The sequence below is a fragment of the Streptomyces sp. NBC_00690 genome (genome assembly GCF_036226685.1).
GTDB lineage: Bacteria > Actinomycetota > Actinomycetes > Streptomycetales > Streptomycetaceae > Streptomyces.
The window spans coordinates 3921506-3944324 of record NZ_CP109009.1 but is presented as its reverse complement, the minus strand read 5'-3'; the positions used below and the strand labels follow the sequence as shown (position 1 = coordinate 3944324).

Annotated in this window: 19 protein-coding genes; 10 read left to right on the top strand and 9 right to left on the bottom strand. The window is 68.9% G+C overall.

Annotation, left to right across the window (positions count from 1 at the left end):
- The first annotated feature begins 572 nt into the window (after window positions 1-572).
- The 3 genes from groL (at window position 573) to OID54_RS17265 (ending at window position 6216) form a co-directional block, all read left to right on the top strand.
- Complete coding sequence (gene groL / locus OID54_RS17275) at window positions 573-2195, top strand: chaperonin GroEL (protein ID WP_329020607.1); 1623 nt, start codon at window positions 573-575, stop codon at window positions 2193-2195.
- 373 nt (window positions 2196-2568) lie between these two features.
- Window positions 2569-4206, top strand: a complete 1638-nt coding sequence (locus OID54_RS17270; protein WP_443055611.1) for an alpha/beta fold hydrolase — start codon at window positions 2569-2571, stop codon at window positions 4204-4206.
- 483 nt (window positions 4207-4689) lie between these two features.
- Window positions 4690-6216 carry an alpha/beta fold hydrolase gene (locus OID54_RS17265; RefSeq protein ID WP_329020605.1) on the top strand — a complete coding sequence of 509 codons (1527 nt, stop codon included), beginning with the start codon at window positions 4690-4692 and terminating at the stop codon, window positions 6214-6216.
- A gap of 19 nt (window positions 6217-6235) precedes the next feature.
- Here the strand turns inward: OID54_RS17265 and OID54_RS17260 are convergent, their stop codons facing one another.
- Window positions 6236-7084 (bottom strand): hypothetical protein, encoded by an 849-nt coding sequence (locus tag OID54_RS17260; RefSeq protein WP_329020603.1) that lies wholly within the window; start codon window positions 7082-7084, stop codon window positions 6236-6238.
- 500 nt (window positions 7085-7584) lie between these two features.
- Here OID54_RS17260 and OID54_RS17255 point away from each other — a divergent pair, with 500 nt between their 5' ends.
- Together OID54_RS17255 and OID54_RS17250 are read left to right on the top strand one after the other, a co-directional pair.
- A complete protein-coding gene (locus OID54_RS17255) occupies window positions 7585-7800 on the top strand; it encodes a hypothetical protein (RefSeq protein WP_329020601.1) in 216 nt (71 codons plus the stop codon).
- Window positions 7801-7889: 89 nt separating this feature from the next.
- Window positions 7890-8297 (top strand): RidA family protein, encoded by a 408-nt coding sequence (locus tag OID54_RS17250; RefSeq protein ID WP_329020599.1) that lies wholly within the window; start codon window positions 7890-7892, stop codon window positions 8295-8297.
- Between the two features lie 191 nt (window positions 8298-8488).
- Here OID54_RS17250 and OID54_RS17245 read toward each other — a convergent pair whose 3' ends face one another.
- Window positions 8489-10093 (bottom strand): hypothetical protein, encoded by a 1605-nt coding sequence (locus tag OID54_RS17245; protein ID WP_329020597.1) that lies wholly within the window; start codon window positions 10091-10093, stop codon window positions 8489-8491.
- Window positions 10094-10372: 279 nt separating this feature from the next.
- Between OID54_RS17245 and OID54_RS17240 the strand changes: the two genes are divergently transcribed.
- Complete coding sequence (locus OID54_RS17240; protein ID WP_329020595.1) at window positions 10373-11422, top strand: Clp protease N-terminal domain-containing protein; 1050 nt, start codon at window positions 10373-10375, stop codon at window positions 11420-11422.
- A gap of 341 nt (window positions 11423-11763) precedes the next feature.
- Here OID54_RS17240 and murQ read toward each other — a convergent pair whose 3' ends face one another.
- Both murQ and OID54_RS17230 read right to left on the bottom strand, forming a co-directional pair.
- Window positions 11764-12741 carry an N-acetylmuramic acid 6-phosphate etherase gene (murQ, locus tag OID54_RS17235; RefSeq protein WP_329020593.1) on the bottom strand — a complete coding sequence of 326 codons (978 nt, stop codon included), beginning with the start codon at window positions 12739-12741 and terminating at the stop codon, window positions 11764-11766.
- A gap of 38 nt (window positions 12742-12779) precedes the next feature.
- Window positions 12780-13712 carry a MurR/RpiR family transcriptional regulator gene (locus tag OID54_RS17230; RefSeq protein WP_329027591.1) on the bottom strand — a complete coding sequence of 311 codons (933 nt, stop codon included), beginning with the start codon at window positions 13710-13712 and terminating at the stop codon, window positions 12780-12782.
- Between the two features lie 99 nt (window positions 13713-13811).
- Between OID54_RS17230 and OID54_RS17225 the strand changes: the two genes are divergently transcribed.
- Window positions 13812-14168, top strand: a complete 357-nt coding sequence (locus tag OID54_RS17225) for a hypothetical protein (protein ID WP_329020591.1) — start codon at window positions 13812-13814, stop codon at window positions 14166-14168.
- The gene (locus tag OID54_RS17220) at window positions 14165-14431 is read left to right on the top strand and encodes a DUF4031 domain-containing protein (protein WP_329020589.1); all 267 of its coding nucleotides are present in this window, start codon (window positions 14165-14167) and stop codon (window positions 14429-14431) included. Before OID54_RS17225 ends, OID54_RS17220 begins: the two co-directional genes overlap by 4 nt.
- A gap of 14 nt (window positions 14432-14445) precedes the next feature.
- Here the strand turns inward: OID54_RS17220 and OID54_RS17215 are convergent, their stop codons facing one another.
- The 3 genes from OID54_RS17215 to OID54_RS17205 form a co-directional block, all read right to left on the bottom strand.
- Complete coding sequence (locus OID54_RS17215; protein ID WP_329020587.1) at window positions 14446-14607, bottom strand: hypothetical protein; 162 nt, start codon at window positions 14605-14607, stop codon at window positions 14446-14448.
- A gap of 4 nt (window positions 14608-14611) precedes the next feature.
- A complete protein-coding gene (locus OID54_RS17210; RefSeq protein WP_329027589.1) occupies window positions 14612-15832 on the bottom strand; it encodes a Cmx/CmrA family chloramphenicol efflux MFS transporter in 1221 nt (406 codons plus the stop codon).
- A gap of 177 nt (window positions 15833-16009) precedes the next feature.
- Window positions 16010-16750 (bottom strand): HD domain-containing protein, encoded by a 741-nt coding sequence (locus tag OID54_RS17205; protein ID WP_329020585.1) that lies wholly within the window; start codon window positions 16748-16750, stop codon window positions 16010-16012.
- Window positions 16751-16917: 167 nt separating this feature from the next.
- Here OID54_RS17205 and OID54_RS17200 point away from each other — a divergent pair, with 167 nt between their 5' ends.
- Window positions 16918-17235, top strand: coding sequence for a DUF6479 family protein (locus OID54_RS17200; RefSeq protein WP_329020583.1), 318 nt, complete (start codon window positions 16918-16920; stop codon window positions 17233-17235).
- A 55-nt stretch (window positions 17236-17290) separates the two neighbouring features.
- On the opposite strand, the gene OID54_RS17195 is transcribed toward OID54_RS17200, so the two are convergent.
- Window positions 17291-19558: a heavy metal translocating P-type ATPase gene (locus OID54_RS17195; protein WP_329020580.1), complete on the bottom strand. Its 2268-nt coding sequence runs from the start codon at window positions 19556-19558 to the stop codon at window positions 17291-17293.
- Window positions 19559-19751: 193 nt separating this feature from the next.
- Here OID54_RS17195 and OID54_RS17190 point away from each other — a divergent pair, with 193 nt between their 5' ends.
- Window positions 19752-20450 (top strand): copper homeostasis protein CutC, encoded by a 699-nt coding sequence (locus OID54_RS17190; RefSeq protein ID WP_329020577.1) that lies wholly within the window; start codon window positions 19752-19754, stop codon window positions 20448-20450.
- Window positions 20451-20567: 117 nt separating this feature from the next.
- On the opposite strand, the gene OID54_RS17185 is transcribed toward OID54_RS17190, so the two are convergent.
- The gene (locus tag OID54_RS17185) at window positions 20568-22652 is read right to left on the bottom strand and encodes a HelD family protein (RefSeq protein ID WP_443055610.1); all 2085 of its coding nucleotides are present in this window, start codon (window positions 22650-22652) and stop codon (window positions 20568-20570) included.
- Between the last annotated feature and the right edge of the window lie 167 nt (window positions 22653-22819).

Sequence of the window (22819 nt, the reverse complement as noted above, 5' to 3'; positions counted from 1 at the left end):
ACCCCACCCCGGCCGGGAGCATCGAACCCCGCCGTCGCTAGCCCTCCGCCGCCCGCACCCAGGACGCTCACGGACCCGCTCCCTCGTGCCTTCACCGAGGACCGGCCGCGACCTCTCCGGGCCGTCCCTCAGGTCCGGCACGCCGACCTCCGCGGGCTCCCGATTTCGCCCGTGACGGTCAGGGAACGTGGTGCCCGGATGGTGCGGGGAACGGTCGAACGCCATCACGCCGACGTCATGGAACTCCCGTCCAAGATGGCTTCCGCACCTCCCGCGCTCCGCCGCGACACCCCGTACCACCAGGGCGCATGCATCGAAGGGCACCCCGTGCGCGGCGGATTTCGGGGGGGTAGCGCGGGGGGTGGTTCTCTCCAAGGCGCTTGCACTCGAAGGGGGCGAGTGCTAATCATTGGCGTTAGCACTCTCCGGGTGAGAGTGACAAAAAGAAGGACCGGGTCGGTGAGGCCCGCAAGCCGGACGGTACAGAAAACCATCCGGCTGGCAGGCCGTCCGTCGCGGGCGCCAGCGCGGTCCCCCAGAGCTTCCCACCCAGTCCGTGGAGGACACTTCACATGGCAAAGATCATCGCGTTCGACGAGGAGGCACGGCGCGGCCTTGAGCGCGGGATGAACCAGCTCGCCGACGCCGTCAAGGTCACCCTCGGTCCCAAGGGCCGTAACGTCGTCCTTGAGAAGAAGTGGGGCGCGCCCACGATCACCAACGATGGTGTGTCCATCGCCAAGGAGATCGAGCTGGAGGACCCGTACGAGAAGATCGGCGCCGAGCTGGTCAAGGAAGTCGCCAAGAAGACGGATGACGTCGCTGGCGACGGAACGACCACCGCCACCGTTCTGGCTCAGGCGCTTGTGCGCGAGGGTCTGCGCAATGTCGCGGCCGGTGCCAACCCGATGGCCCTCAAGCGCGGTATCGAGAAGGCCGTCGAGGCCGTCTCCGGTGCTCTCCTTGAGCAGGCCAAGGACGTGGAGACCAAGGAGCAGATCGCTTCGACCGCCTCCATCTCCGCCGCCGACACCCAGATCGGCGAGCTCATCGCCGAGGCCATGGACAAGGTCGGCAAGGAAGGCGTCATCACCGTCGAGGAGTCCCAGACTTTCGGTCTGGAGCTTGAGCTCACCGAAGGCATGCGCTTCGACAAGGGCTACATCTCGGCGTACTTCGCCACCGACATGGAGCGTATGGAGGCGTCGCTCGACGACCCGTACATCCTGATCGTCAACTCCAAGATCGCCAGCGTTAAGGACCTGCTGCCGCTCCTGGAGAAGGTCATGCAGTCCGGCAAGCCGCTGCTGATCATCGCCGAGGACGTCGAGGGCGAGGCCCTGTCCACGCTGCTCGTTAACAAGATCAAGGGCGTCTTCAAGTCCGTGGCCGTCAAGGCTCCGGGCTTCGGTGACCGCCGCAAGGCGATGCTGAACGACATCGCCATCCTCACCGGCGGCACGGTCATCTCGGAAGAGGTCGGCCTCAAGCTGGAGAACACCGGTCTCGACCTCCTGGGCAACGCCCGCAAGGTCGTCATCACCAAGGACGAGACCACCATCGTCGACGGTGCCGGTGACAGCGACCAGGTCGCCGGTCGGGTCAACCAGATCCGTGTCGAGATCGAGGGCTCCGACTCCGACTACGACCGCGAGAAGCTCCAGGAGCGCCTTGCGAAGCTGGCCGGCGGCGTGGCCGTCATCAAGGCCGGTGCCGCGACCGAGGTCGAGCTCAAGGAGCGCAAGCACCGCATCGAGGACGCCGTTCGCAACGCGAAGGCGGCCGTCGAGGAGGGCATCGTCGCCGGTGGCGGCGTGGCTCTGCTCCAGGCCACCTCGGTGTTCGACAAGCTGGACCTCGAAGGTGACGAGGCGACCGGCGCCAACGCGGTGCGGCTCGCCCTGGAGGCCCCGCTGAAGCAGATCGCCGTCAACGCCGGCCTTGAGGGTGGCGTCGTCGTCGAGAAGGTTCGCAACCTCACCCCGGGTCACGGTCTCAACGCCGCGACCGGTGAGTACGTGGACATGATCGCCGAGGGCATCCTCGACCCGGCGAAGGTGACCCGCTCGGCGCTTCAGAACGCCGCGTCGATCGCCGCGCTGTTCCTCACCACCGAGGCTGTCATCGCTGACAAGCCCGAGAAGGCGTCCGCCGGTGCTCCCGGTGGCATGCCCGGCGGTGACATGGACTTCTGATCCTTCTGAGGATCGGTAGCCCGGTACGTACGAAGGGCGGCACCCCAACTCCCAGGGGGTGCCGCCCTTCGGCATGTCTGCGTGTCTGCGTACCCCGCGTGTCTGCATACGCCGTGTGCCTGTGTGCCCGGGTGTCCGCATGGGGCCAGGTGTACCCGCTCAGGGAAATCTCGGCCGGCCGAGGGGACTTCTCCGGTTCCCTTTCAATTCCTCCCTCGGAACGGGCTGTTCCTTCTCTACAGCCGTAGGAGGAGAGCGTCGATCGGTTGTCCGACCACAGGTGGATTCAAAGCCATCTGAGCGATGGATTCCGCGGATCGTCCCGCACGGCAGTGTCGTCATGTCCCCTGCATATGCCGGAAGGAATCCCCACGTGCAAAGACGACGACTGGTGCCCCTGCTCGCCGTGAGCGTCATGGCGACACTCGCCCCCGGTCTCGCCGCAACACCCGCAGCCGCTCAGCCGCTGGCCCAGTACACCCAGCAGAAGCTCAAGTGGAAGCGGTGCGTTCCCGATCTTCCGGCCACCCTCCAGTGCGCCAAGATCAAGGTGCCCCTGGACTACAAGAAGCCGACCGGCAAGAAGACCGAGGTGGCGATATCCCGGATGAAGACCAGTACCGCGGCCAAGCGTCGCGGAGTGCTGTTCTTCAATCCGGGCGGCCCCGGTGGCTCCGGCCTCTACATGCCCTACGACATGATGCAGATGCTGCCCAAGTCGGTGCGCGACCGCTATGACCTGATCGGCTTCGATCCGCGGGGCGTGAACCACAGTTCGCCCGTCAGTTGCGGTCTCACCGACAAGGACTTGGAGTGGCCGCGCCCCTACAAGGCGACCACGTACAACAAGGACGTCTCCTGGGCGCGCGGGATCGCGGACAAGTGCCGCAAGAAGGTGGGCGACAAGCTCCCGCACTTCACCACGCGCAACACCGCCCGGGACATGGACGTCATCCGTGCCGCCCTCGGCGAGAAGAAGATCTCCTACCTGGGCTACTCGTACGGCACCTATCTGGGCGCCGTCTACAGCCAGATGTTCCCCAGCCGGGCGGACCGGTTCGTCCTCGACAGCGCGGTGGACCCGAAGCTGGCCTGGCGCGGGATGATCCAGGTGTGGGCAGAGGGTACGGAGCCGGCGTTCAAGCGGTGGACCGAGTGGGCGGCCAAGCGCCACACCACCTATCGGCTCGGCGACACCCCGGCCAAGGTCAGCAAGACCTTCTGGGACCTGGTGGCCAGGGCCGACAAGAAGCCCATCAAGATCGACAGTGAAGTCCTGAGCGGCGACGCCATCCGCGCCGGGCGCCATGTGTTCTTCTTCGTGGACACGGCCAGCAGGATGGTCTCGGACCTCAAGAAGGCCGCGGCGGGCAAGGCCACATCGGGCAAGCGCAGCATCGCGCCGACCGAGGCGCCCCGCTCGTTCGCGACGTCGGGCAACCTCGTTCCGTCGGGCAACCTCGTTCCGTCGGGCAACCCCGCTCTGTCGGGCAACCTCGCCGCCTCGGGCGACTTCGCCACCCTGGACAACCTCGATTCGGCGTTCTGGACGGTCGTGTGCAACGACAACTCCGCCGCCTGGCCCCGGGACACCGAGCAGTACCGCAAGGACGCGATCCGCGACAAGGCCCGCTATCCCCTGTTCGGAGACTTCGCCTCCAATATCAAGCCGTGCGCCTTCTGGAACAAGTCCGTCGAGCCGGCGACCGTGGTCGACAACAAGGTGCCCGCGCTGATCCTCCAGAACGAATGGGACCCGCAGACCCCGCTCTCCTCCGCTGTCGGTCTGCATAGGGCGTTGAAGGGCTCCAAGCTGCTCACGGTCAAGGGCGGCGAAGGACACGGCGTCTACGGGGGCCTCAACTTCTGTGCCGACAGCATGACCAACACCTACCTCAACACCGGCAAGCTGCCGACGAAGAACGTCAGTTGCCAGGCGAGCGGGTCGCAGCGCACCTCCGGTCCGCGCACCAGCCCGATCCCGCTGCCCCAACTGCCCAACCGCTTCTGAGGTCCTTCCCCCGGCGCTCGTGATCCGCAAGGCCGTGCGCCGGGGAGGGGGTTGGTTCGAGCGGCACCCTCAGCAGAGGGTTCGTTCGAGCGGCACCGTCAGCAGAGGTGTCGGGCAGGTGAAGGAACGGCACGGGTGGCCGTACCGGTGCTCGGCCCCGACCATCGGCGGCAAAGGTGTACGAAATCACACCGGCCCCGAGGGTGGGAAAGGTCACAGGCCCGTTTCGCCATCCGCTGCCGGGGGCCGGCAGAGCTCCTGACGGTCCGTCCGAACAGTGCGCGGTTTCCGGTAAAAGGCGTGGTCTGTCGGTGGAGTCGGATGCGTACGGGGGGAATCCGGTACCACCGTGGGGCGAGTCGGACAGCTCTTCGGAGCCCTGTGCATGCCGCTGGCACACACAAGTGGGGCTTTCCGTCGGACGGTCCGACACGGCAAAGTCATGCCAGCCCATTCGCCGGGCCGAGATCGGAAGGACTTTCCATGCGTGCACAGCGGCTGGTGCCACTGATCGCGGTCACCGTGCTTGCGACGCTCGCCCCTGCGCTCTACTCCGTGGAACCGGCCAGTGCGGCCAGCGCGCTGGACCGGTACATCCGCCAGACCCCGGTGTGGCAGTCCTGTGCCGACACCACTCCCGACTTCCAGTGCGCGACAATCGAAGTGCCGCTCGACTACCAGACGCCCGGCGGCAGGGCGATCGATCTGGAGATATCGCGGCTCACCGCGGGAGACCCGGTCAAGCGCCGTGGAGTGCTGCTGCTCAACCCCGGTGGGCCCGGTGCCGGTGGGTTGGGCATGCCGCTCGAGATGACGACCGCCATGCCCAAGTCGGTCACCGACCGGTATGACCTGATCGGCTTCGACCCGCGGGGCGTCGGCCAGAGTTCCCCCTTGAGCTGTCGCACCACCGAGGACGAGCGGAAGTGGCTCAGGCCCTTCCGCGAGAAGGCGTTCTCCCAGCAGGTGGCATGGGCGCGCACCATCGCGAGCAAGTGCCGCACCGAGTCCAGCGACCGGATGCGCTACACCACCACCCGCAACACCGCGCGGGACATGGACATCATCCGGGCCGTACTGGGCGAGCAGAAGATCTCCTACTTCGGCTACTCGTACGGCACCTATCTGGGCGCGGTCTACGGGCAGTTGTTCCCCCGGCGTACCGATCGGTTCGTCCTGGACAGCGCCATCGACCCCGAACTCATCTGGCGGGGCACCTTCCAGAAGTGGGCGTCGGAGGCCGAGCCCGCCTTCCAGCGGTGGGCGGAGTGGACCGCCGAGCGCCACACCACCTATCGGCTCGGGGACACCCGCGACGAGGTGATCAGGACCTTCTGGGGGCTGGTGGACCGGGCGGACCGCGAGCCCATCGTCTGGGGCGAGCACTCCCTGACCGGTGCGGACATCCGCGATCTGTTCCGCGGTACGTTCTTCTCGCCCCGCATTGGTGCGGGGTACATGGCCGATCTGAAGCGGGCTGCGGAGGGTGAACCCGTACCGGCGCTGCCCGAGTTGAAGCCGGTGTCGGACAATGCGGTGGCGGCCCTGTACGCCCTGTTGTGCGGGGACAGCCGCAGTTGGCCGCGCGACCCCCAGACCTATCGACGGGACGCGTACCACGACGCAGGTCGCTATCCGCTGTACGGGGACCACCCCTCCAATGTCTCCCCCTGTGCGTTCTGGACCAAGGCGATCGAGCCGGCCACCAAGATCAACCACGGGGGCAGTGCGCTGATCCTCCACAACGAGTGGGACTCCCAGACCCCCTTGTCGACGGGGATCGCCATGCACAAGGCGCTCAAGGGTTCGCGTCTGGTGACGGTCGACGAGGGTGAGGGGCACGGCGTGTACGACCTCAGCGGCAATGTCTGCGCCGAGACCGCGGCCAATGCCTATCTGGTGTCCGGCCGGCTGCCGGCGAGCAATCTGAACTGTCCCTCCCCGTCGGAGCCGGAGCGCACCGGAACGCTCCCGGGGCCCAGCAATCCGCTCACACCGGGGTTCTCCTGACGATCGGGTCCAGCGCACGTCAACGTGTGGCCCTGGCGGATCTGCGGGCCAGTTGGGCGTGGGCGTGCACCCGGGACGGTGGCAGGGCGGCGGGGTTCGTGGAGGGGGCGCGTTCTCCTCGGCAAGAGGCACAGGTGCCACCAGGCAGCGCCTGTGGGCGTCCGGGCGCGCCGCAGGTGTCGCACTCCAGGATGCGTAGGGCGGGCGGGGGTGCCGGGGTCGCCAGGGGGATCTTGTGCAGCAGTCGGTTGCGGGTGAGGGCCGCCGGGCTGTGGATCGGGTCGGGCAACCCCGTGGTCAGCGCCCGCAGCACCTCGGCTTCCGTGGCGCCACGGGTGAACCACTGGGACACCAGCGGCTCCAGGGAGGCGCACTCCGCCGCCGACAGGGAGAGCGCGGGAGCCGTACGGCCCAGGGCTGCCAGCAGGATCAGGGCCCGTGACCGGGTGGGCCGGGGCGGATCGTCCTCCCGAAGCTCCCCACCGGCGAAGGCGGTCCACCAACTGTCTTCCCGTGCGGTGCGCGAGAACCAGGTACGGGTGACCCAGCGGGCGCTGTTCGAGCCCTTGAGGTGTTCGCGACCACGGCGTAAGTGGCCCGCGCGGGCCAGGCGGTTGAGAGCCGTACGCAAGGCGCACTGCCCGTACGGGAGGACCTTGGCGAGGGTCTTGACGGAGATGTCCGAGCCGTCCGCCAGCCGGTCGATGTAGGCGGCGACGGCGGCCTCCCGACGGGGGAGGTGGGCGAACGTCTGCTTGGTGGGCGCTAGTTGGTTCGGCGCTGAGCGCTTTCCGTAGCCCGGATTGGCCATCGGGTGGGTGTGGGCGTGCACTTGGGACGGGCCAGCACTAAGCTTGGCGTCAGCCATCTGGATCACTCTTCTGGTCTTGTGATCTTGTTTGGTCAGACCCCCGCAGGTGTTGCTAGCGCCTGGCGGGGGTTGTTTCGTGCTGAGGGCACGGAAGTCGTGCCGCTGTGGGCACGCTAGAGCCTTATGACGCTCTGTGGCAAACCGGTAGCCCGGAGTCAACTGCTGGGGTGGGTGGGTGGGTTGAAGCCCTCCTCCCGTTCCTTGAAAAGAGGGCTTGCGGCTCGGGGCTCAAATCCCGGTGGGCCCGAGATCCGATGACTGGCTGCCCTGGCCCGACCGGCGCCAAACGCGATCTCCGTGACTCGAAGCTCAAGCTCCCAGCGTCGGGACCGGCTTCCGGCACACCCGCGTAGGCCGTCGTGAGCAGCCCTGGCCCGGCGCCGACTCGCCCGCCAAATAGTAGGACTATTAGGGCTGGATTGTCCTTGTTCAGGCGGGGCAGTTCTTGGACACGCTGTGTACGTAAGTCGCGACCACGGCGTGGAGGTGAAGGGCCTGTGACAACGCAATCGGCGGAGCGCCTACGGGCGGCCGAGGAGGTCATCGAACAGTTGAGGACCGAACTGAGGGAAATGGGAGTGACATTGCCGTCGCTTCGCGTCGACCCCATTTCGCTCGCCAGCGATGACCCCTACCCCCTGGTCGATCTGGGGCGGTGCAATCTGGATACGGCGATGAGACTCGCTGTCGTACTCCACCAGGTCAGGGGCTGATCGACCGCCGATATACGGAGGCGGACGCGGGGGCGAGCCGGGAGCGAAATCCCGGTGCGCCCCCTCCGCTTTTCGATGAGACTCGGACCATGACTGCACGCATCACCCGAATCAACCCTGACAATCTCCACCCGACCCCCGGCTACCACCACATCACCGTCGTCGAAGCGGGCCGGACCGCATATCTGGCCGGGCAATGCCCCCTGGATCCGGCCGGCGAACTGGTGGGAGAGGCCGACCTCAACGCCCAGATCGACCAGGTCGCGGCCAATGCCGTGGCTGCCCTCACCGCGGTGGACGCCACCCCGCAGGACGTCGTTCGATCGGTGATCTATGTGGCGAGTGCCGATGCGGAGGTGCTGGCGGCGGCCTGGTTCCGCCTCAACGACTCCGTGCTCGCCCCCGCCTTCACCACGGCGAGCACCCTTCTGGGCGTGGCCCAACTCGGCTACCCGGGACAGCTGATCGAGGTGGACCTGACGGCGTCCCTGGGTTGAGCCGGAGCACTGCGCGCTGAACCGGAGTACTGCGCGCCGAGCGGCCACCCCTGAGCGCCGAGCACCGGGCAGTTGAGCCGGAGCGCTGCGCACCGGGTGGACCCGCCCGGACATCCGCCCGCGGCCTGTGGAAACGGCCGCGGGCGGTGCACCTCGTACGAGAGCTTGGTCGGGTCTGCTGCTGCCGCTGCCTAGCGGACGTCGATGAAGTCCTCACGGCCGTTGTCCGCGTAGTGCGTGCTGGCCGTGTCCACGTACCGCACCTGCCAGGTGCCGTCCTGCACGGCCGAGAACTGCCTGCTGAAGTTGCCGCTCGACAGCGTCTTGACCGTCCCCAGCTGTCGCCATGCCCCGCCGCGGGTGGCCGGCTTGAAGTAGATACGGACGGTCTGACCCGCGTACGGCTTCCAGGTGGAGCCCGAGTACTGCACCAGACCCCCCTTGGCAGTGATCGTCGCCCCCTTGCGGACGCCCTCAGGGGTGAAGTCCTCGTTCCACACCATGGTGGACTTGCGGCCGAGCTTGTCCGGCTTGCTGGTCACCCCCGAGCGCGTGTGGTGCAGACGCCAATGACCGCTGCCGGTGGCCTTCTGCGGCGGGCTCTGGCGGAAGGCGCTCCCGTACGGGGCGGTGAAGGTCCCGGTGCTCTTCCAGGTACGCCCGTCCGTCGAGTGCTCCATGGTGATGGTCGCCGTCGTCCCCGCGGGGTACGAACCTTCCGTGACGCCCAGCTTTCCGCTGAACGTCACCTTGCGGTACTTGTCCACGCTGGCAGAGACCGGGCTGAACGTCGTGGTGTTCTTCGGCTTGGCCACCTCGGCGAAGGTCTGGTTCAGCGGGGTGAACCAGCCGTCGAGGGACGCCGTGACCCGGGCCGTCGTCTTCTGCGTCACGGAGAGCGCGCCCGCGAAGGACCCGTCCCTCTGGGTCTGGACGGTCTGCTGTCCGGCGATCGTGACCGCCGCGCCCTCCAGCGGCTTCTCACGGCCGTCATCGGCGATGCGCTTCACGGTGCCGCGCACCGGCACATCGCTTCCGTACGGCGCCGAGATCGTCCCGGTCTGCGTGGTCAGCGCGATCTTCAACGCCTGTTGCCGAAGTGGCAGGACGACCTGCTCGCTCGCGCTGTCGATGTAGTAGCTGAGGGTCATGTCGGTGGGGTGCGAGGCGTCGTACCGGGCGGTGAAACGACCGTTCTCATCCGTACGGATGCGCTTCGGGTCGCCGTGGAACTGCTGGCGGCTGCTGACGGTCGCCCCCGGGAACGGCTTGACCGCCAGGGTGTTCGGGTCCTTGGCGACCAGGCTGCCCGACACCTGCACGGTCCGGGTGTCGAAGGAGACCCAGGGGCGCTCGGGCTCGACGGTCAGCTTCGGGTCGAGGACGTAGTTGAAGACCCCGTTGTCACGGTCGACCAACTCGTTCTGCTGCCCTTCCCGGACGACCACGTCGAGCGTGTAGACGCCCATGTCCGGAAGGGTGACCGCCCCGGTGGAGAAGTGCATGTCCCAGCAGTCGTAGGTCACGGAGCAACTGTCCGTGTTCTGGAGCTTGAGACTCGACAGGACGTCCTCGCTGCCGTTCTTCCGGATGCGGATCGTCACGTCCTCCGGGCGGTACGTGGTGTCGTGCTGCTCGAAACCGACGTGCACCTTGCTGTCGGACTGGCTGCTCCAGGTGCTCGACTTCAGATCCACCTCGGCCGCCTGTGCGGTCGGCGCCGCTATCAGCGTGGTGGCGGAAATGGCGAGGGCTGTGCCGCACGCCGCGGTGATCCGTCTCAAGAGCTTCCCCATCAGATGTCGGGCTGGTGCCGGTCGATCATGTGTTGTCGCCCGTCTGACCTGGGAGAGGGTCATATGGTTGCCCTGCGCAGGGAAATGCGGGCACCCGCTTGCAGCCCGTGTCTGGACCCGTCGTCCTCGGGCCCTCCGATCGCCGCCCCGGCATGACATGGCCGGATTGCGCAACCCTCTTTGGGTGCTCTTTGGGCCGGTCCACCACGACCAATGAGAACGCCGGGGCTCCACCTCGCAGTCGATGCCATATGCACCCTCTTCGGGCATGGTGGGCCCATGACCAGCCACCCGGGCCAGAGCCCGACGCCGACCGTCGTCGAACCCGACTGGAGCACCGCCGGAGTCCTCGGCGCCGCCCGGGGCGCCCGTGACGACGAAGGTCCCATCGGTACGGAACAACTCCTGGCCGCCCTCACCGACGAGGGCTCCACCGCCAGGCGCGCGCTGGCCGACGCACGGGTCACCAAGACCGTCATGCTCAGTCTGCTGCGCGACCGGGCGGGCCGCGCCGACGCCTGGACGAGCACCGACGACATCGCCCGGAGCGTGGACATCCAGGTCGCGCTGGGCGAGCACGCGGCCAAGGGCGTCCAACTGACCGGTGCCGCCCGACGAGCTGTCGACACCGCCATGGCCACGGCCGTACAGCAACGTGCGAAGAAACTGACCACGATCATGCTCCTACGGGCCGTACTCCAGGACGAACAGAGCCGGGCCGCCGAGGCGCTGCGGATCTGCGGCACCACCCCCGCCGCCGTCATCGCCCTCCTCGACGGCGCGGAGCCCGACCCCGATGACGGCCTCGACCTGATGCTGTGGAAGACCCGCGACGGCCTGTTGGGGCACCGCGCCTATCGGAGCCTCGGGTTCTTCAAGCGGTGGCTGGTCATATCCGCCGGGGTCAACTGGTCCTCCACCCCGATCGCCTGGGTGAAGATGGAGGCCGAGGTACACGTCAAGTGGCTCGGCCACGATGAACAGCGCACCGAACACCTGCTGCTGGCCGTCCTCGCAACCCATGAAGTGGCCGTGCACTACCCGCATCTGGCGGCCGAGGGGCTGGCCGGCGCAAACCTCCTGGACACCCGGTACGCGGGCGGTCGACGACTCCATGAGATGGGTGTCGACTACGCCTCGGTGTGGTCGGCGATCGATCGTGACGAATCGGAGAGGTTCGCCCTCGGGGCGGAGGATTCCCGGGCCGTCGGGAAGTACCTCGACGCAGCCGCGTCCGACAGTGGAACCGGGCCCCTGGTGGAAGCCCTCTTGCGGGACGACACCCGCGCTCGCCGGCTCGTCGAGGCGCTGGACGCTGTCGGCGGCTGAGATACGGGCACGGTGGGGGTACTGCTGCGCGCTGTTCCCTCGGTGTGCGAGGAAGGCGGAGGGCGACCCTAGGGTGGTGCCGGGGCCTCGGGTGGGGCCGAGGGGCCAGGGGCACGACCGGTTTTCGGGCGCCGCGAATCCTTCCTGCACGAACGGTGTGTTCTCCGTGCTCTCCGTGTGCTCCGTGTGCTCCGTGCGCTCCGGTTCTCTGTGTCTGCCTTCGTGCACGGTGTTCTTCATGGCGCGGTGTTCTCTATGGGCCCGCGTGGTGGCTGCTTCAGCCGGTTCTTAGCCGGTTCTCAGCTGGTTCTCGTCCGGTTCTCGTCCGGTTTCTCAGGGGGCTAGCCGGTTGCTGACAGGGCCGCGCGGAGATGGCCGTGGGATTGGGTGAGCAGCCGGGTGGCCGTGGAGGCGTCCACCTTCCCCAGGATCGTCAGGATCGCGCTCTTGACCTCGCCGTCGGTGGCGACGAGCGCGGCTTCGACCTGTTCGTCGGATGCACCGGTGGCCAGGGAGACGATCCGCCGGGAACGGGCGTGCAGCTTCTCGTTGGAGGCACGCAGATCGACCATGAGGTTTCCGTAGGTCTTGCCGAGCCGGATCATGGTGATCGTCGAGATCATGTTGAGGACGAGCTTCTGTGCCGTGCCGGACTTCAACCGGGTGGAGCCCGTGAGCAGTTCCGGTCCGACGACGACCTCGATTCCGTGGTCGGCTGCGGCCGACAGCGCGCTGCCCGCGTTGCAGGACAGTCCGACCGTGAGCGCGCCCCGGGAACGGGCGTACTCGACGGCGCCCACGGCATACGGGGTGCGACCGGAGGCGGAGACGCCGATCACCGTGTCGTCCGGCGTCAGTGCCAGCCCGTCGAGATCGGCGGCGGCCAAGTCGGGATCGTCCTCCGCGCCCTCGACGGCTTCGGAGATCGCCTCCGTACCGCCGGCGATGAGGCCCACCACCTGCGTGGGGCCGGTGTTGAAGGTCGGGGGGCACTCGCTGGCGTCGAGGATGCCCATCCGGCCGGCCGTACCGGCGCCCGCGTAGACCAGCCGTCCGCCGCGGGCCATCCGTTCGGCGATGGCGTCGATCGCGGCGGCGATCCGGGGCAGTTGGGCGGCGACCGCGGCGGGGACGGTCTGGTCCTCCCCGTTCATGATCCGCGCGATGTCCAGGGTGGGCAGCTCGTCGATGTCGGCCAGCTCGGGGCGGAACGCCTCGGTGGTCAGGGAGTCGAGTTGGGCGCGCAGTTCGCGGTAGTGCGCGGAGGTTGCTGTGGAGGCCGATGCGGAGGTCGACGTCGATGCCGACGTGGAGGTCATGGAGCCCTGCTCTCTATCAGGTGGTCCGTCGCCGCTCTTCATCTCGGGTTGCGGTGGTTGTGGCGGTGGGCGAGCGCTTCGTAAGAGGCGGCGAGTGCGGGAGCCGCCGTGTCGTAGGTCCGCTGGGCGACACCTATGAACAGGCAGTCGACGACCAGCAGTTGCCCCGTACGGGAGGACATGGCGGCCGGCCGCAGTTCGCTCTCGCGGGCGGTGGACGTGGTCAGCACCTGGTCGGCGTACTGGGTGACCGGTCCATCCGGGCGGCCGGTGACCGCGATCGTGGTGGCGCCGCGGTCGAAGGCCACGCGCAGTGGCTCGATCACATCGCTGGTGCTGCCCGAGTGGGTGATGGCGAGGGCGACATCACCGGAGCGCAGTTGTACGGCGTTGGTGATGGCCAGGTGCGGATCGGCGTGGGCCTGGGCGACGAGGCCGATGCGGAGCAGTTTCTGGGCGAGGTCCATCCCCACGAGGCAGGATGCGCCGACGCCGTAGATGTCGATCCGACGGGCCGTGGCGAGAGCGGCCACGGACGCGGAGAGTTGGGCGATGTCGAGACCGGCCGCCGTGTCGGCGAGGGTCTGCTGTTCGTCGTACGCCAGCTTGGTGACCACCTCGCTGATCGGGTCGTCGACAGCGATGTCAGCCGTGACGCTGGGGGATCGACCCGACTGCTGGTGGGCGGCGAGACCGGCCAGTGCGAGGCGTAGATCGCGGTACCCGGGGTACCCCAGGATGCGCGCGGTGCGTACGACGGTGGCTTCGCTGGTGCCGGTCAGTTGTGCGAGTCCGGTGACGGTCAGGGCGGCGCAGCCGGCGGGGTCTTCGGCTACGGCTTCGGCGACCCGTTGCATGGAGCGGGTCATCGAAGGCGCGAGGGTGCGGACCTTCGCGGCCAGGGCGGCCGGGGCAGGGGGCGTATGCCCCCTTGACCCGGTAGGGGGAAGCGTGCTGAAAATATCCTTCACGGAATCACTCACATTATGAAAGATATTTTCAAAAATACCCTCACGTCAAGACCCTGTACGGTGCCGCGGTCGGTACTCCAAAGGGGTGACAATGGCTCCATGGACGACGCCGACCCTCTTGAGCAGGCCCTTCATCTGGCCCGGGCCCTCGTGCTTGCGGATCTCGCCGCTCGCGACGTGGCCGACGCGGCAGTCGTATCGCTGGTGGAAGACTCGGTGACCCATCGGCGCTGGTGGGTCGAGCAGTGGCCACAGGGCATTGAGTACATCACGGGCCTCGTCGCCCAAGACGTACAGGACGCCCTTTTGGAACGACATGGCCGCTGGCCGCTGTGCCCCGTGTGCGATCAGGGTGATCCACACGCCCTCGAAGTGGAACCGGAACTGGGGCCCGATCCCCAGTGGGTGTGCCATAAGGCAGGCGTGGTGGTGGCGCAGGTCGGCGGGCTGGCGTGACCGTGTACATCGACCCACCGACCTGGCCGGGCCACGGTCGGCTCTGGTCCCACCTCATCAGCGATCTGTCGTACGAGGAACTCCATGTGTTCGCCGCCTCGATCGGTTGTCCGCCGAGGGCGTTCGAACGCGATCACTACGACGTGCCGTCCCATCGGTACGCGGACGCGGTGGAGGCCGGTGCGGTGGAGGTGTCGAGCCGCGAAGTGGTGCGGCTGCTGGTGACGGCCGGCCTGCGGCGCCCCAAGGGCCGGGCCTGGTAGCCGCCTGCGGCGGGTCAGTGGGGAAAGGGCGCGGTGTCGAGCTTGAGGTCGAACGGCACCGGTAGCCGGACCTGCTGCCCGAAGGGCACCCGCTCGGCGTGTTGATAGGCGCCGTCGATGGTTTCCCCGGCCGTGGCCGTTTTGTCCTGCGTCCCACGGCCGGGTGAATCGTGCACCGGATCAGACGCGCTCGGGGCTCGGTGTCGCAGGTAGGACGGGGGAGTCGGAAGCCGGTGCGGAGGCCGCGACCAGGCGGGAGGTGCCGTGGAGTCGCAGTGAGACGGCCACCAGGGCCAGTGCCACGATCGTCATTCCCGCCCCGGCCCAGGCCGTCGCCGCGGGGCTGAACCCGCCGTCGATCACCTTGCCGCCGAGCCAAGGGCCGCCCGAGTTGCCCAGGTTGAAGGCGGCGGTCGTCGTCGCGCCCGCCAGGGTGGGGGCTGCGCCCGCCACGTTGAACATCCGGGCGTTGAGCGCCGGCGCGGTGTAGAACGCGGAGAGGCCGAGCAGGAACGCCAGCGCGATCGTCACTGCGGGCGTCGAGGCGAAGAGGGCGAGCGCCGCGAGGAAGACCGTCGATGCCGTGATGCCGGAGAGCAGCACTCCGAAGAGGTGCGCATCGGCGACCCGACCGCCGACCACCGTGCCCACCAGAGCGCCGAGGCCGAAGAGACCCAGCACCATCGGGACGGAACTCTTGTCCATGCCCGCCACATCGGTCAGCAGCGGGGCGAAGTAGGTGAACACCGCGAACACTCCGCCCGCCGCGAGCGCGGTCACGGCGATGGACAGCCAGACCTGTCGGTCGCGGTAGATCAGCAGTTCCCGCTTCAGCCTCGGCTTCTCGGCCGGGAGCGGGATGTGCGGGATCAGGGTGATCACGCCGACGAGCGCGACGGCCGATGCCAGACCCACGGCCCAGAACGCGGATCGCCAGCCGAGGTGGTCGCCCAGGAACGCCCCGGCCGGAACGCCGAGGACATTGGCTATGGAGAGCCCGCCGATCATCACGGCCATGGCTCGGGCCCGTGAGGTGACCGGAACCATGGCGATGGCGACCGCCGCGCCGACCGCCCAGAAGCCGGCGCACGCCAGTGCGCTGATCACCCGGGAGGCGAAGAGGATCTCGTACGTCGGTGCCACTGCGCCGGCCACCTGCCCGAGGCCGAAGACGGAGATCAGGGTGATGAGGGTGGTCTTGCGGGGGAGCCGGAGGGTGGCGACCGCCAGCAGGGGCGCTCCGATCACCATGCCGATGGCGAAGGCGGAGGTGAGCAGGCCGGCCTGCGGGATGGAGACGTCCATGTCGTCGGCGATGGGAGGGAGTAGCCCGGAGAGCATGAATTCGCTGGTGCCGAGGGCGAAGACGGAGAGGCCGAGGATGTAGACGGCGAGGGGCATGCGGGAGCGCTGGGTGGAGTCGGGCATAGCAGTGGCAACGGGACGCCTTGGGGTCTGCATTCCCGCCACAGTGAATTTCGGCCAGGAAATTCCGGTGATATGCCGGTGCGGTACGCGCCGGACTCCGGGCCCCAGTGCGCTTAGCCACGATCTAGGCGTATCGGCCCGCAGGATTGTTCACGCGGGTGAGGGGTGGGTGCCCGTCGAGTGCGGTGGGTCGGCGTCGAGTCGACCGATCTCGGCCGCCAGATTGGTGCGCGCGGCCTCCTCCCACTCCCGTACCGCCTGCGGGGTGTGGAACAGCGCGGGCAGTGCGAGGAGTTGGCGCAGGACCGCGGCCCGGCCGACGCGGAAGGCGTCGTCCGGGACGAATCCGTACTCCTCGCGCACGGCCGCCGCATAGGCCGCGTAGGCCGTCGGGGGTGCCGCGAGGATCGCGAGGTCCGCATCGCACAGGACCGCGCCGTTGGTGTCGGTCGGCTCGGGGGCGTGGGTGACGGTGAGCCGGACGAGTCGGGCGACCTCCGCGGTGGCGGAGTCGGGCAGCCCTGCCTCGCGCAGGGCGCGTTCGGCGAGCCGGGCCGAGCGCTCCTCGTTCTCCGAGCGGTCGGGGAGGTAGATCGCGTCGTGGAACCAGGCCGCCAGTCGTACGAGGTCGGCGTCCGCCGCGTGCGGCGCGAGCGCGTCGATGTGGTCCAGGACCGCGGCGAGGTGGGCGGTGGTGTGGTAGCGGCGCTGCGGCTCGTCCCAGCGGGCGAGGAGGGCATCGGCGTACGGCCGGGGGTCGGGGCCCGGGGCATCGGCGCGGGCGGCCAGCAGGGCGCGGGAGAAGCGCTCGACGAGCACCTGAGGTGACGGGGGTGCCTGGAGTGCGTGGTGTGCTCGGGGTTCCGGGAGGCCGGCGTCGGCGGGGCTCATGCGTCCGACTCTAGAGCGGCACGGTTCGCGGTGTCCGCATGGTCGTCTGCATCCCGTTCATGCAGGTCAGAGCGATCTTATTCCACCAGATCAGCCTAAAGCGTACAAAGAGGGCGATACTGGAGGGAAGAAGAGGTGCGTGCCACCCCGTACGGAAGGCAGACACCATGATCGCACTCATGCTCATCATCGGTATTTTCCTGGTGGCCCTGCTGACCGCGGCCATGTGGTGGGACTCGCGCCGCCGGGAGGAGTACGAGCCGCCGCGGCCCGATGAGCAGCCGCACAAACCGGCCCACCGGGAGCACATCGAAGAGGTCCGCGAGGAAGACGTCGACGACTTCCCGCACGGTGGGGAACGTCTGCTGCCGTACAACATGAAGGCGCACAGCTCCCACAGCACCGGCAAGGGGCGGGAAGCCAGGCCCATGCACGGGAAGAACGTCGGCGGCGGGGCATTCGGAAGCGGGAGCCTGGGCGGTTGACGCCCCGACTCCCGCTCATCCGGCCCTCTGCCTCGTCGGCTTTAAGGGCCGGTTCCTAGACGGCCGACTTAAAGCGGCGCAGTCGCAGACTGTTGCCCACGACGAACACCGAGGAGAAGGCCATCGCCGCACCCGCGATCATCGGGCTGAGGAGCCCCAGCGCGGCGAGCGGCAGGGCGGCCACGTTGTAGGCGAAGGCCCAGAACAGGTTCGAGCGGATCGTGCCCAGGGTGCGACGGGCGAGCCGGATGGCATCGGCCGCGGCCCTCAGGTCGCCCCGTACGAGGGTCAGATCGCTGGCCTCGATCGCCGCGTCCGTACCGGTGCCCATGGCGAGCCCCAGATCGGCCTGGGCGAGCGCCGCAGCGTCGTTCACGCCATCGCCGACCATGGCCACGCTCCGGCCCTCGGCCTGGAGCCGCTTGACCACGTCGACCTTGTCCTCCGGCATGACCTCGGCGATCACCTCGTCGATGCCGACCTCGGCGGCCACCGCTTCGGCCACCGCCCGGTTGTCACCGGTGAGCAGGATCGGGGTCAGTCCCAGGGCGCGCAGCCCCTTGATCGCCTCGGCGCTGGTGTCCTTCACCGCGTCGGCGACCTCCAGGACCGCACGGGCCTCGCCGTCCCAGGCCACCGCGATCGCGGTGCGGCCCGCGGCCTCGGCGTCCGCCTTGGCGCGCTCCAGCTCCACCGGGAGGTGGATCTCCCACTCGGCGAGCAGCTTCTGCCGGCCGACCAGGACCGCACGGCCCTCGACGATTCCCTGGACGCCGAGTCCGGGGATGTTGGCGAAGTCCTCGGGGGTCGGCAGGGCGCCGGTCTTCTCGATGGCGCCGGCGGCGACGGCCTGGGCGATGGGGTGCTCGGATGCGTTCTCCAGGGCGCCGGCGATCCGGAGCACCTCGGTCTCGTCGGTGGACTCGGCGGTGTGGACGGCGAGCAGGGTCATCTTGCCGGTGGTGACGGTTCCGGTCTTGTCCAGGACGACGGTGTCGACCTTGCGGGTGGTCTCCAGGACTTCGGGCCCCTTGATCAGGATGCCGAGCTGGGCTCCCCGGCCGGTGCCGACCATGAGGGCGGTCGGTGTGGCCAGGCCGAGCGCGCAGGGGCAGGCGATGATCAGTACGGCCACCGCAGCGGTGAAGGCAGCCGCCCAGCCCTCGCCGGTCGCCAGCCACACCGCGAGGGTGCCGAGGGCGAGCAGGATCACGATCGGGACGAAGACCGCGGAGATCTTGTCGGCCAGCCGCTGGGCGGACGCCTTGCCGTTCTGGGCGTCCTCGACGAGCTGTGCCATCCGGGCGAGCTGGGTGTCCGCGCCGACCCTGGTGGCCTCGACGACCAGTCGGCCGCCGGCGTTCAGGGTGGCACCGGTGACACCGTCACCGGGGGAGACCTCGACCGGCACGGACTCACCGGTCAGCATCGAGGCGTCCACGGCGGACGAGCCCTCGACGACCACGCCGTCCGTGGCGATCTTCTCTCCGGGGCGCACCAGGAAGTGGTCGCCGACCGCCAGTTCACCGGTGGGTACGCGGACCTCCTGGCCGTCCCGCAGGACCGTGACCTCCTTGGCGCCCAGGTGCATCAGCGCACGCAGGGCCGCGCCCGCCTTCCGCTTGGAGCGCGCCTCGAAGAACCGGCCGGCCAGGATGAACGCCGTGACGCCGGCCGCGGCCTCCAGGTAGATGTTCGACGCGCCGTCGCTGCGGGAGATCGTGAGCTCGAAGGGGTGGGTCATGCCGGGCATTCCGGCGTGGCCCCAGAACAGGGCGTACAGCGACCAGATGAACGCGGCCGATGTGCCCACCGAGACGAGGGTGTCCATGGTGGCCGAGCCGTGCCGCAGGTTCTTCCAGGCCGCGCGGTGGAAGGGCCAGCCGGCGTAGGTGACGACCGGAGCGGCGAGGGTGAGCGAGAGCCACTGCCAGTACTGGAACTGGAGGGCGGGGATCATCGCCATGGCGATGACCGGGATCGAGAGGGTGACGGCGGTGATCATGCGCTGGCGCAAGGTCACCAGTTCGCGGTCCTCGCCTTCGGTCTCCTGGTCGCCGTCGTCAGCTCCGCCCGTCGTACCGTGGGTGGGGGCCGGCTTGGGCTGCTTGGCGCTGTATCCGGTCGCCTCGACCGTGCCGATCAGGTCCTGGACGGAGATCTCGCCCGCGAAGGTGACCTTGGCCTTCTCGGTGGCGTAGTTGACGGTGGCCTCGACGCCTTCCATGCGGTTGAGCTTCTTCTCGATGCGGGCCGCGCAGGAGGCACACGTCATCCCGCCGATGGCGAGTTCTACCTCTTGGTGGGTGGCTGTGTGCGCCATGAGTCCTCCCTGTCCGGCGGCTGATACCCCTAGGGGGTATCTCTTCTGGGTCCATGTATACCCCCTGCCCGTATCTCATGCAAGTGTGGACCCATGGGGGTGCTGCTGCGGCTGCGCAGGCTGAGCACTAGTCTTGTTTATTGGACTAGACCTATTGGAGCGATAAGCCGTCTCCCTGGAGGAATGGGGTCACATGAGCAACCGTGCAGTCCTAGAGGTGATCGCTCTGGACGCCGAGGACGCGGTCGCGGCCCAGACCGGAGGCGCGGACCGGCTTGAGCTGGTCACGGACATCGCGGCGGACGGGCTGACCCCGTCCCGCGAGACCTTCGGCCGCATCCGGGCCGCCGTGGACATCCCGCTGCGCGTCATGCTGCGACTGACCGACGGATTCACGGCCGGGTCACCCCAGGACGTCGAGAACCTGGTGGAGGCCGCCGCCGGACTACGGGCCGAGGGCGCCGACGAATTCGTCCTCGGCTACCTGGACGCATCGGGCAACCCCGACCTGGTCACCGTCGAACGCATCCTGGTGGAGATCTCCGGCTGTGCCTGGACCTTCCACCGGGCCATCGACCGCGCCAAGGACCGGGACGCCCTGCGCACGCGACTGGCGGACGTGCCCGGCCTCGACACCTATCTGACCGCCGGATCCCCCACGGGCGTCGACGCAGGACTGCCGACACTCCTCGCGGAGGTGGCCCGCGCGGGCGAGCCCGGGTACGAGGCCCAGATCCTGGTCGGCGGCGGACTGCGCCTGGACCATGTATCAGTGCTGCTCTCGGCCGGCATCGAGGGCTTCCACATCGGTGGAGCGGCCCGCCCCGACGGCTGGACCGGGCCGGTGTCGGCATCGGCGGTACGCGAATGGCGGTCCGTGCTCGACGCCTGACCGGCTGCGAAACGGGCCAGACCGGGCCTGAGCGGCCAGACCGGGCCTGAGCGGGCCTGACGGGCCACCACCACCCCGTCGAGGTGGTGGTGGCCCCAAGGCCGTGAGCGGGCCGGGCTACCCCAACTGGGTCGGCAGTTCGTCCTCGTACAGCACGGTCAGCCCCGACACCGCACGCGTCAGCGTCACGTACAACCGCCGCAGCCCGGTGCGTTCATCGGGCTCGGACGCCACGATCGTCGCCGGATCGTCCAACACCACGTAGTCGTACTCCAGACCCTTCGCCAAGGACGCCGGAACCAGGGTCAGCCGGGAGTCCACGGTGGTCTCCTCGCCCGGCGCCAGAAAGGCGAGCCCGACCGCGGACAGAGCGGCACCCAGCGCCTCCACCCGGCCGTCCGCGGCGATCAGGGCGATCGACCCCTCATGGGCCAGCGCCTCGACGCAGGCCCCGACCACGGCCTCGTCGAGCGACCCGGGAGACTCCACCCGGCGCACGTCGAGCGACCCCGGGGACTCCCGCACCGAACGCACCTCCGCCAACCCCGGCGACATGTGCGGCAGCAGCCGGGAGGCGTACGCGATGACCTCCCGGGGCACGCGGAAGCCCGCGGTGAGCTCCTCCACGTGGGCGTCCGACTTGCCGAGGTGCGCCAGGGCCTCGCGCCAACTCCCGGTGGCCCACGGAGTGGTCCCCTGAGCGAGGTCACCGAGGACCGTGGCCGATCCGGTCGTACAGCGCCGACCCACCGCCCGGTACTGCATGGGGGACAGATCCTGCGCCTCGTCCAGCACCACATGGCCCAGCGACGGCGTGCGCTGCACCAGATCGGTGGCCTCGTCGATCAGTACGGCGTCCGCCGCCGACCACTTCGCGCTGCGCACGCTCCTCGCCGGTTTCGTCCACAGGATCGTGCGCTGCTCCTCGGCGGTGAGCACCCCTTCGGCGTGCTCCGCCAGGAAGTCGACGTCCGACAGCAGCCGCAGGACCAGTCTGGCCGGGTCCACCGGCGGCCAGATGGACTTGACCGCCGCCTTCACCGCGGGATTGCGGGCCACCGCGTCCTGCACCCGGTCGTCGGGTGCCTCGCCGGCCGCCTCCATCCGGATCAGCACCGCATGGGCGATGCGCTGCGGCAGGGCGTCACGGGCCGCGCCGTACCGGATGTCCCGGTCCAGCAGTTCCTGGACGATCTCCTCCAGTTCGTACGCGGGGATGCGCCAGCGCCGTGAACCCCGCACCACCATCACCGGCTCGGTGGGCAGGGTGACGTGGGAGCGCAGGGCGGTCCGCAGCACCCGGGCCAGCCGGGCGTCCCCCTTGACGACCGCCGCTGCCGCCTCGTCCACCCCGCGCACCTCGACCCGGGCCACCAGGTCGTTCACCGTCGCCTGCTTGACGTCCAGTTCACCGAGGGCGGGCAACACCTGCTCGATGTAGTGGAGGAAGGAGCGGTTCGGTCCGATCACCAGGGTGCCGGTGCGGGCCAGGCGCTCCCGATGGGCGTAGAGGAGGTAGGCGACCCGGTGCAGGCCCACGGCCGTCTTCCCGGTGCCCGGCCCGCCCTGCACGCACACCGTGCCGCCGAGCGAGGACCGGACGATCTCGTCCTGCTCGGGTTGGATCGTGGCGACGATGTCCCGCATGGGGCCCACTCGGGGACGTTCGATCTCCGCCTGGAGCAGTTTGCTCGCGTACGCGTCGCCCTCGGTGGGAACGGTGAGGTCCTCGTCCTCGTACGCGGTGAGTTCGCCGCCGGTGTAGCCGAACCTGCGGCGCAGCCGGACGTCGAGCGGGTCCTTGCGCGAGGCCCGGTAGAACGCCTGTGACACCGGGGCGCGCCAGTCCACCACCATGGGATCGCCGCTGCCGTCGTGCACATGGCGGCGGCCGATGTAGAAGCGCTGCCCCTCCTGCGTGGTGTGGAGGAAGTCGAGCCGGCCGAAGAAGAGAGGGGTGTGGGAGAGGTCGGCCAACTCCGCGATGCGCCCGTCGATCTGTGCCTGGAGGACGGCCGCGTTGACCCAGTTCGCGGTGACGTCCTTGATGTCCAGCGCCTGCACCTCCTCGCGCATGGCGCGCAGGGCGGTGCGCGACGCGCGCAGATGGGCACGCTCTCGCGCCAGCGGGTCGAGGGCGGCGGCAGGTACGGCTTCGGGGTCAGGGTCGGGGACAGCTGGGAGTGGGGCGTGCGCGGGCACGGGTCGCCTCCGGAGCAACAGCGATTCGGGCATGGCTGAGCCGTCCGGTTTCCGTCCGGACGGCGGCGCTCCACGAGTGGGAGGCGGGCAAGGCGCGGAGTCTAGTCCTGGGGGCGGGTCCCGGGCGACCGGGTTTCCCACCGGGCGGTGACACGGCGTGGTCGGTC

Excerpts from the sequence above, each read along its gene's own strand:
- OID54_RS17195 (WP_329020580.1), bottom strand. The coding sequence starts at position 19,558 with ATGGCGCACACAGCCACCCACCAAGAGGTAGAACTCGCCATCGGCGGG.
- OID54_RS17240 (WP_329020595.1), top strand. The coding sequence starts at position 10,373 with ATGACCAGCCACCCGGGCCAGAGCCCGACGCCGACCGTCGTCGAACCC.
- murQ (WP_329020593.1), bottom strand. The coding sequence starts at position 12,741 with ATGACCTCCACGTCGGCATCGACGTCGACCTCCGCATCGGCCTCCACA.
- OID54_RS17225 (WP_329020591.1), top strand. The coding sequence starts at position 13,812 with ATGGACGACGCCGACCCTCTTGAGCAGGCCCTTCATCTGGCCCGGGCC.
- OID54_RS17260 (WP_329020603.1), bottom strand. The coding sequence starts at position 7,084 with ATGGCTGACGCCAAGCTTAGTGCTGGCCCGTCCCAAGTGCACGCCCAC.
- OID54_RS17200 (WP_329020583.1), top strand. The coding sequence starts at position 16,918 with ATGATCGCACTCATGCTCATCATCGGTATTTTCCTGGTGGCCCTGCTG.
- OID54_RS17205 (WP_329020585.1), bottom strand. The coding sequence starts at position 16,750 with ATGAGCCCCGCCGACGCCGGCCTCCCGGAACCCCGAGCACACCACGCA.
- OID54_RS17190 (WP_329020577.1), top strand. The coding sequence starts at position 19,752 with ATGAGCAACCGTGCAGTCCTAGAGGTGATCGCTCTGGACGCCGAGGAC.
- OID54_RS17245 (WP_329020597.1), bottom strand. The coding sequence starts at position 10,093 with ATGGGGAAGCTCTTGAGACGGATCACCGCGGCGTGCGGCACAGCCCTC.
- OID54_RS17265 (WP_329020605.1), top strand. The coding sequence starts at position 4,690 with ATGCGTGCACAGCGGCTGGTGCCACTGATCGCGGTCACCGTGCTTGCG.
- OID54_RS17250 (WP_329020599.1), top strand. The coding sequence starts at position 7,890 with ATGACTGCACGCATCACCCGAATCAACCCTGACAATCTCCACCCGACC.
- OID54_RS17210 (WP_329027589.1), bottom strand. The coding sequence starts at position 15,832 with ATGCCCCTCGCCGTCTACATCCTCGGCCTCTCCGTCTTCGCCCTCGGC.
- groL (WP_329020607.1), top strand. The coding sequence starts at position 573 with ATGGCAAAGATCATCGCGTTCGACGAGGAGGCACGGCGCGGCCTTGAG.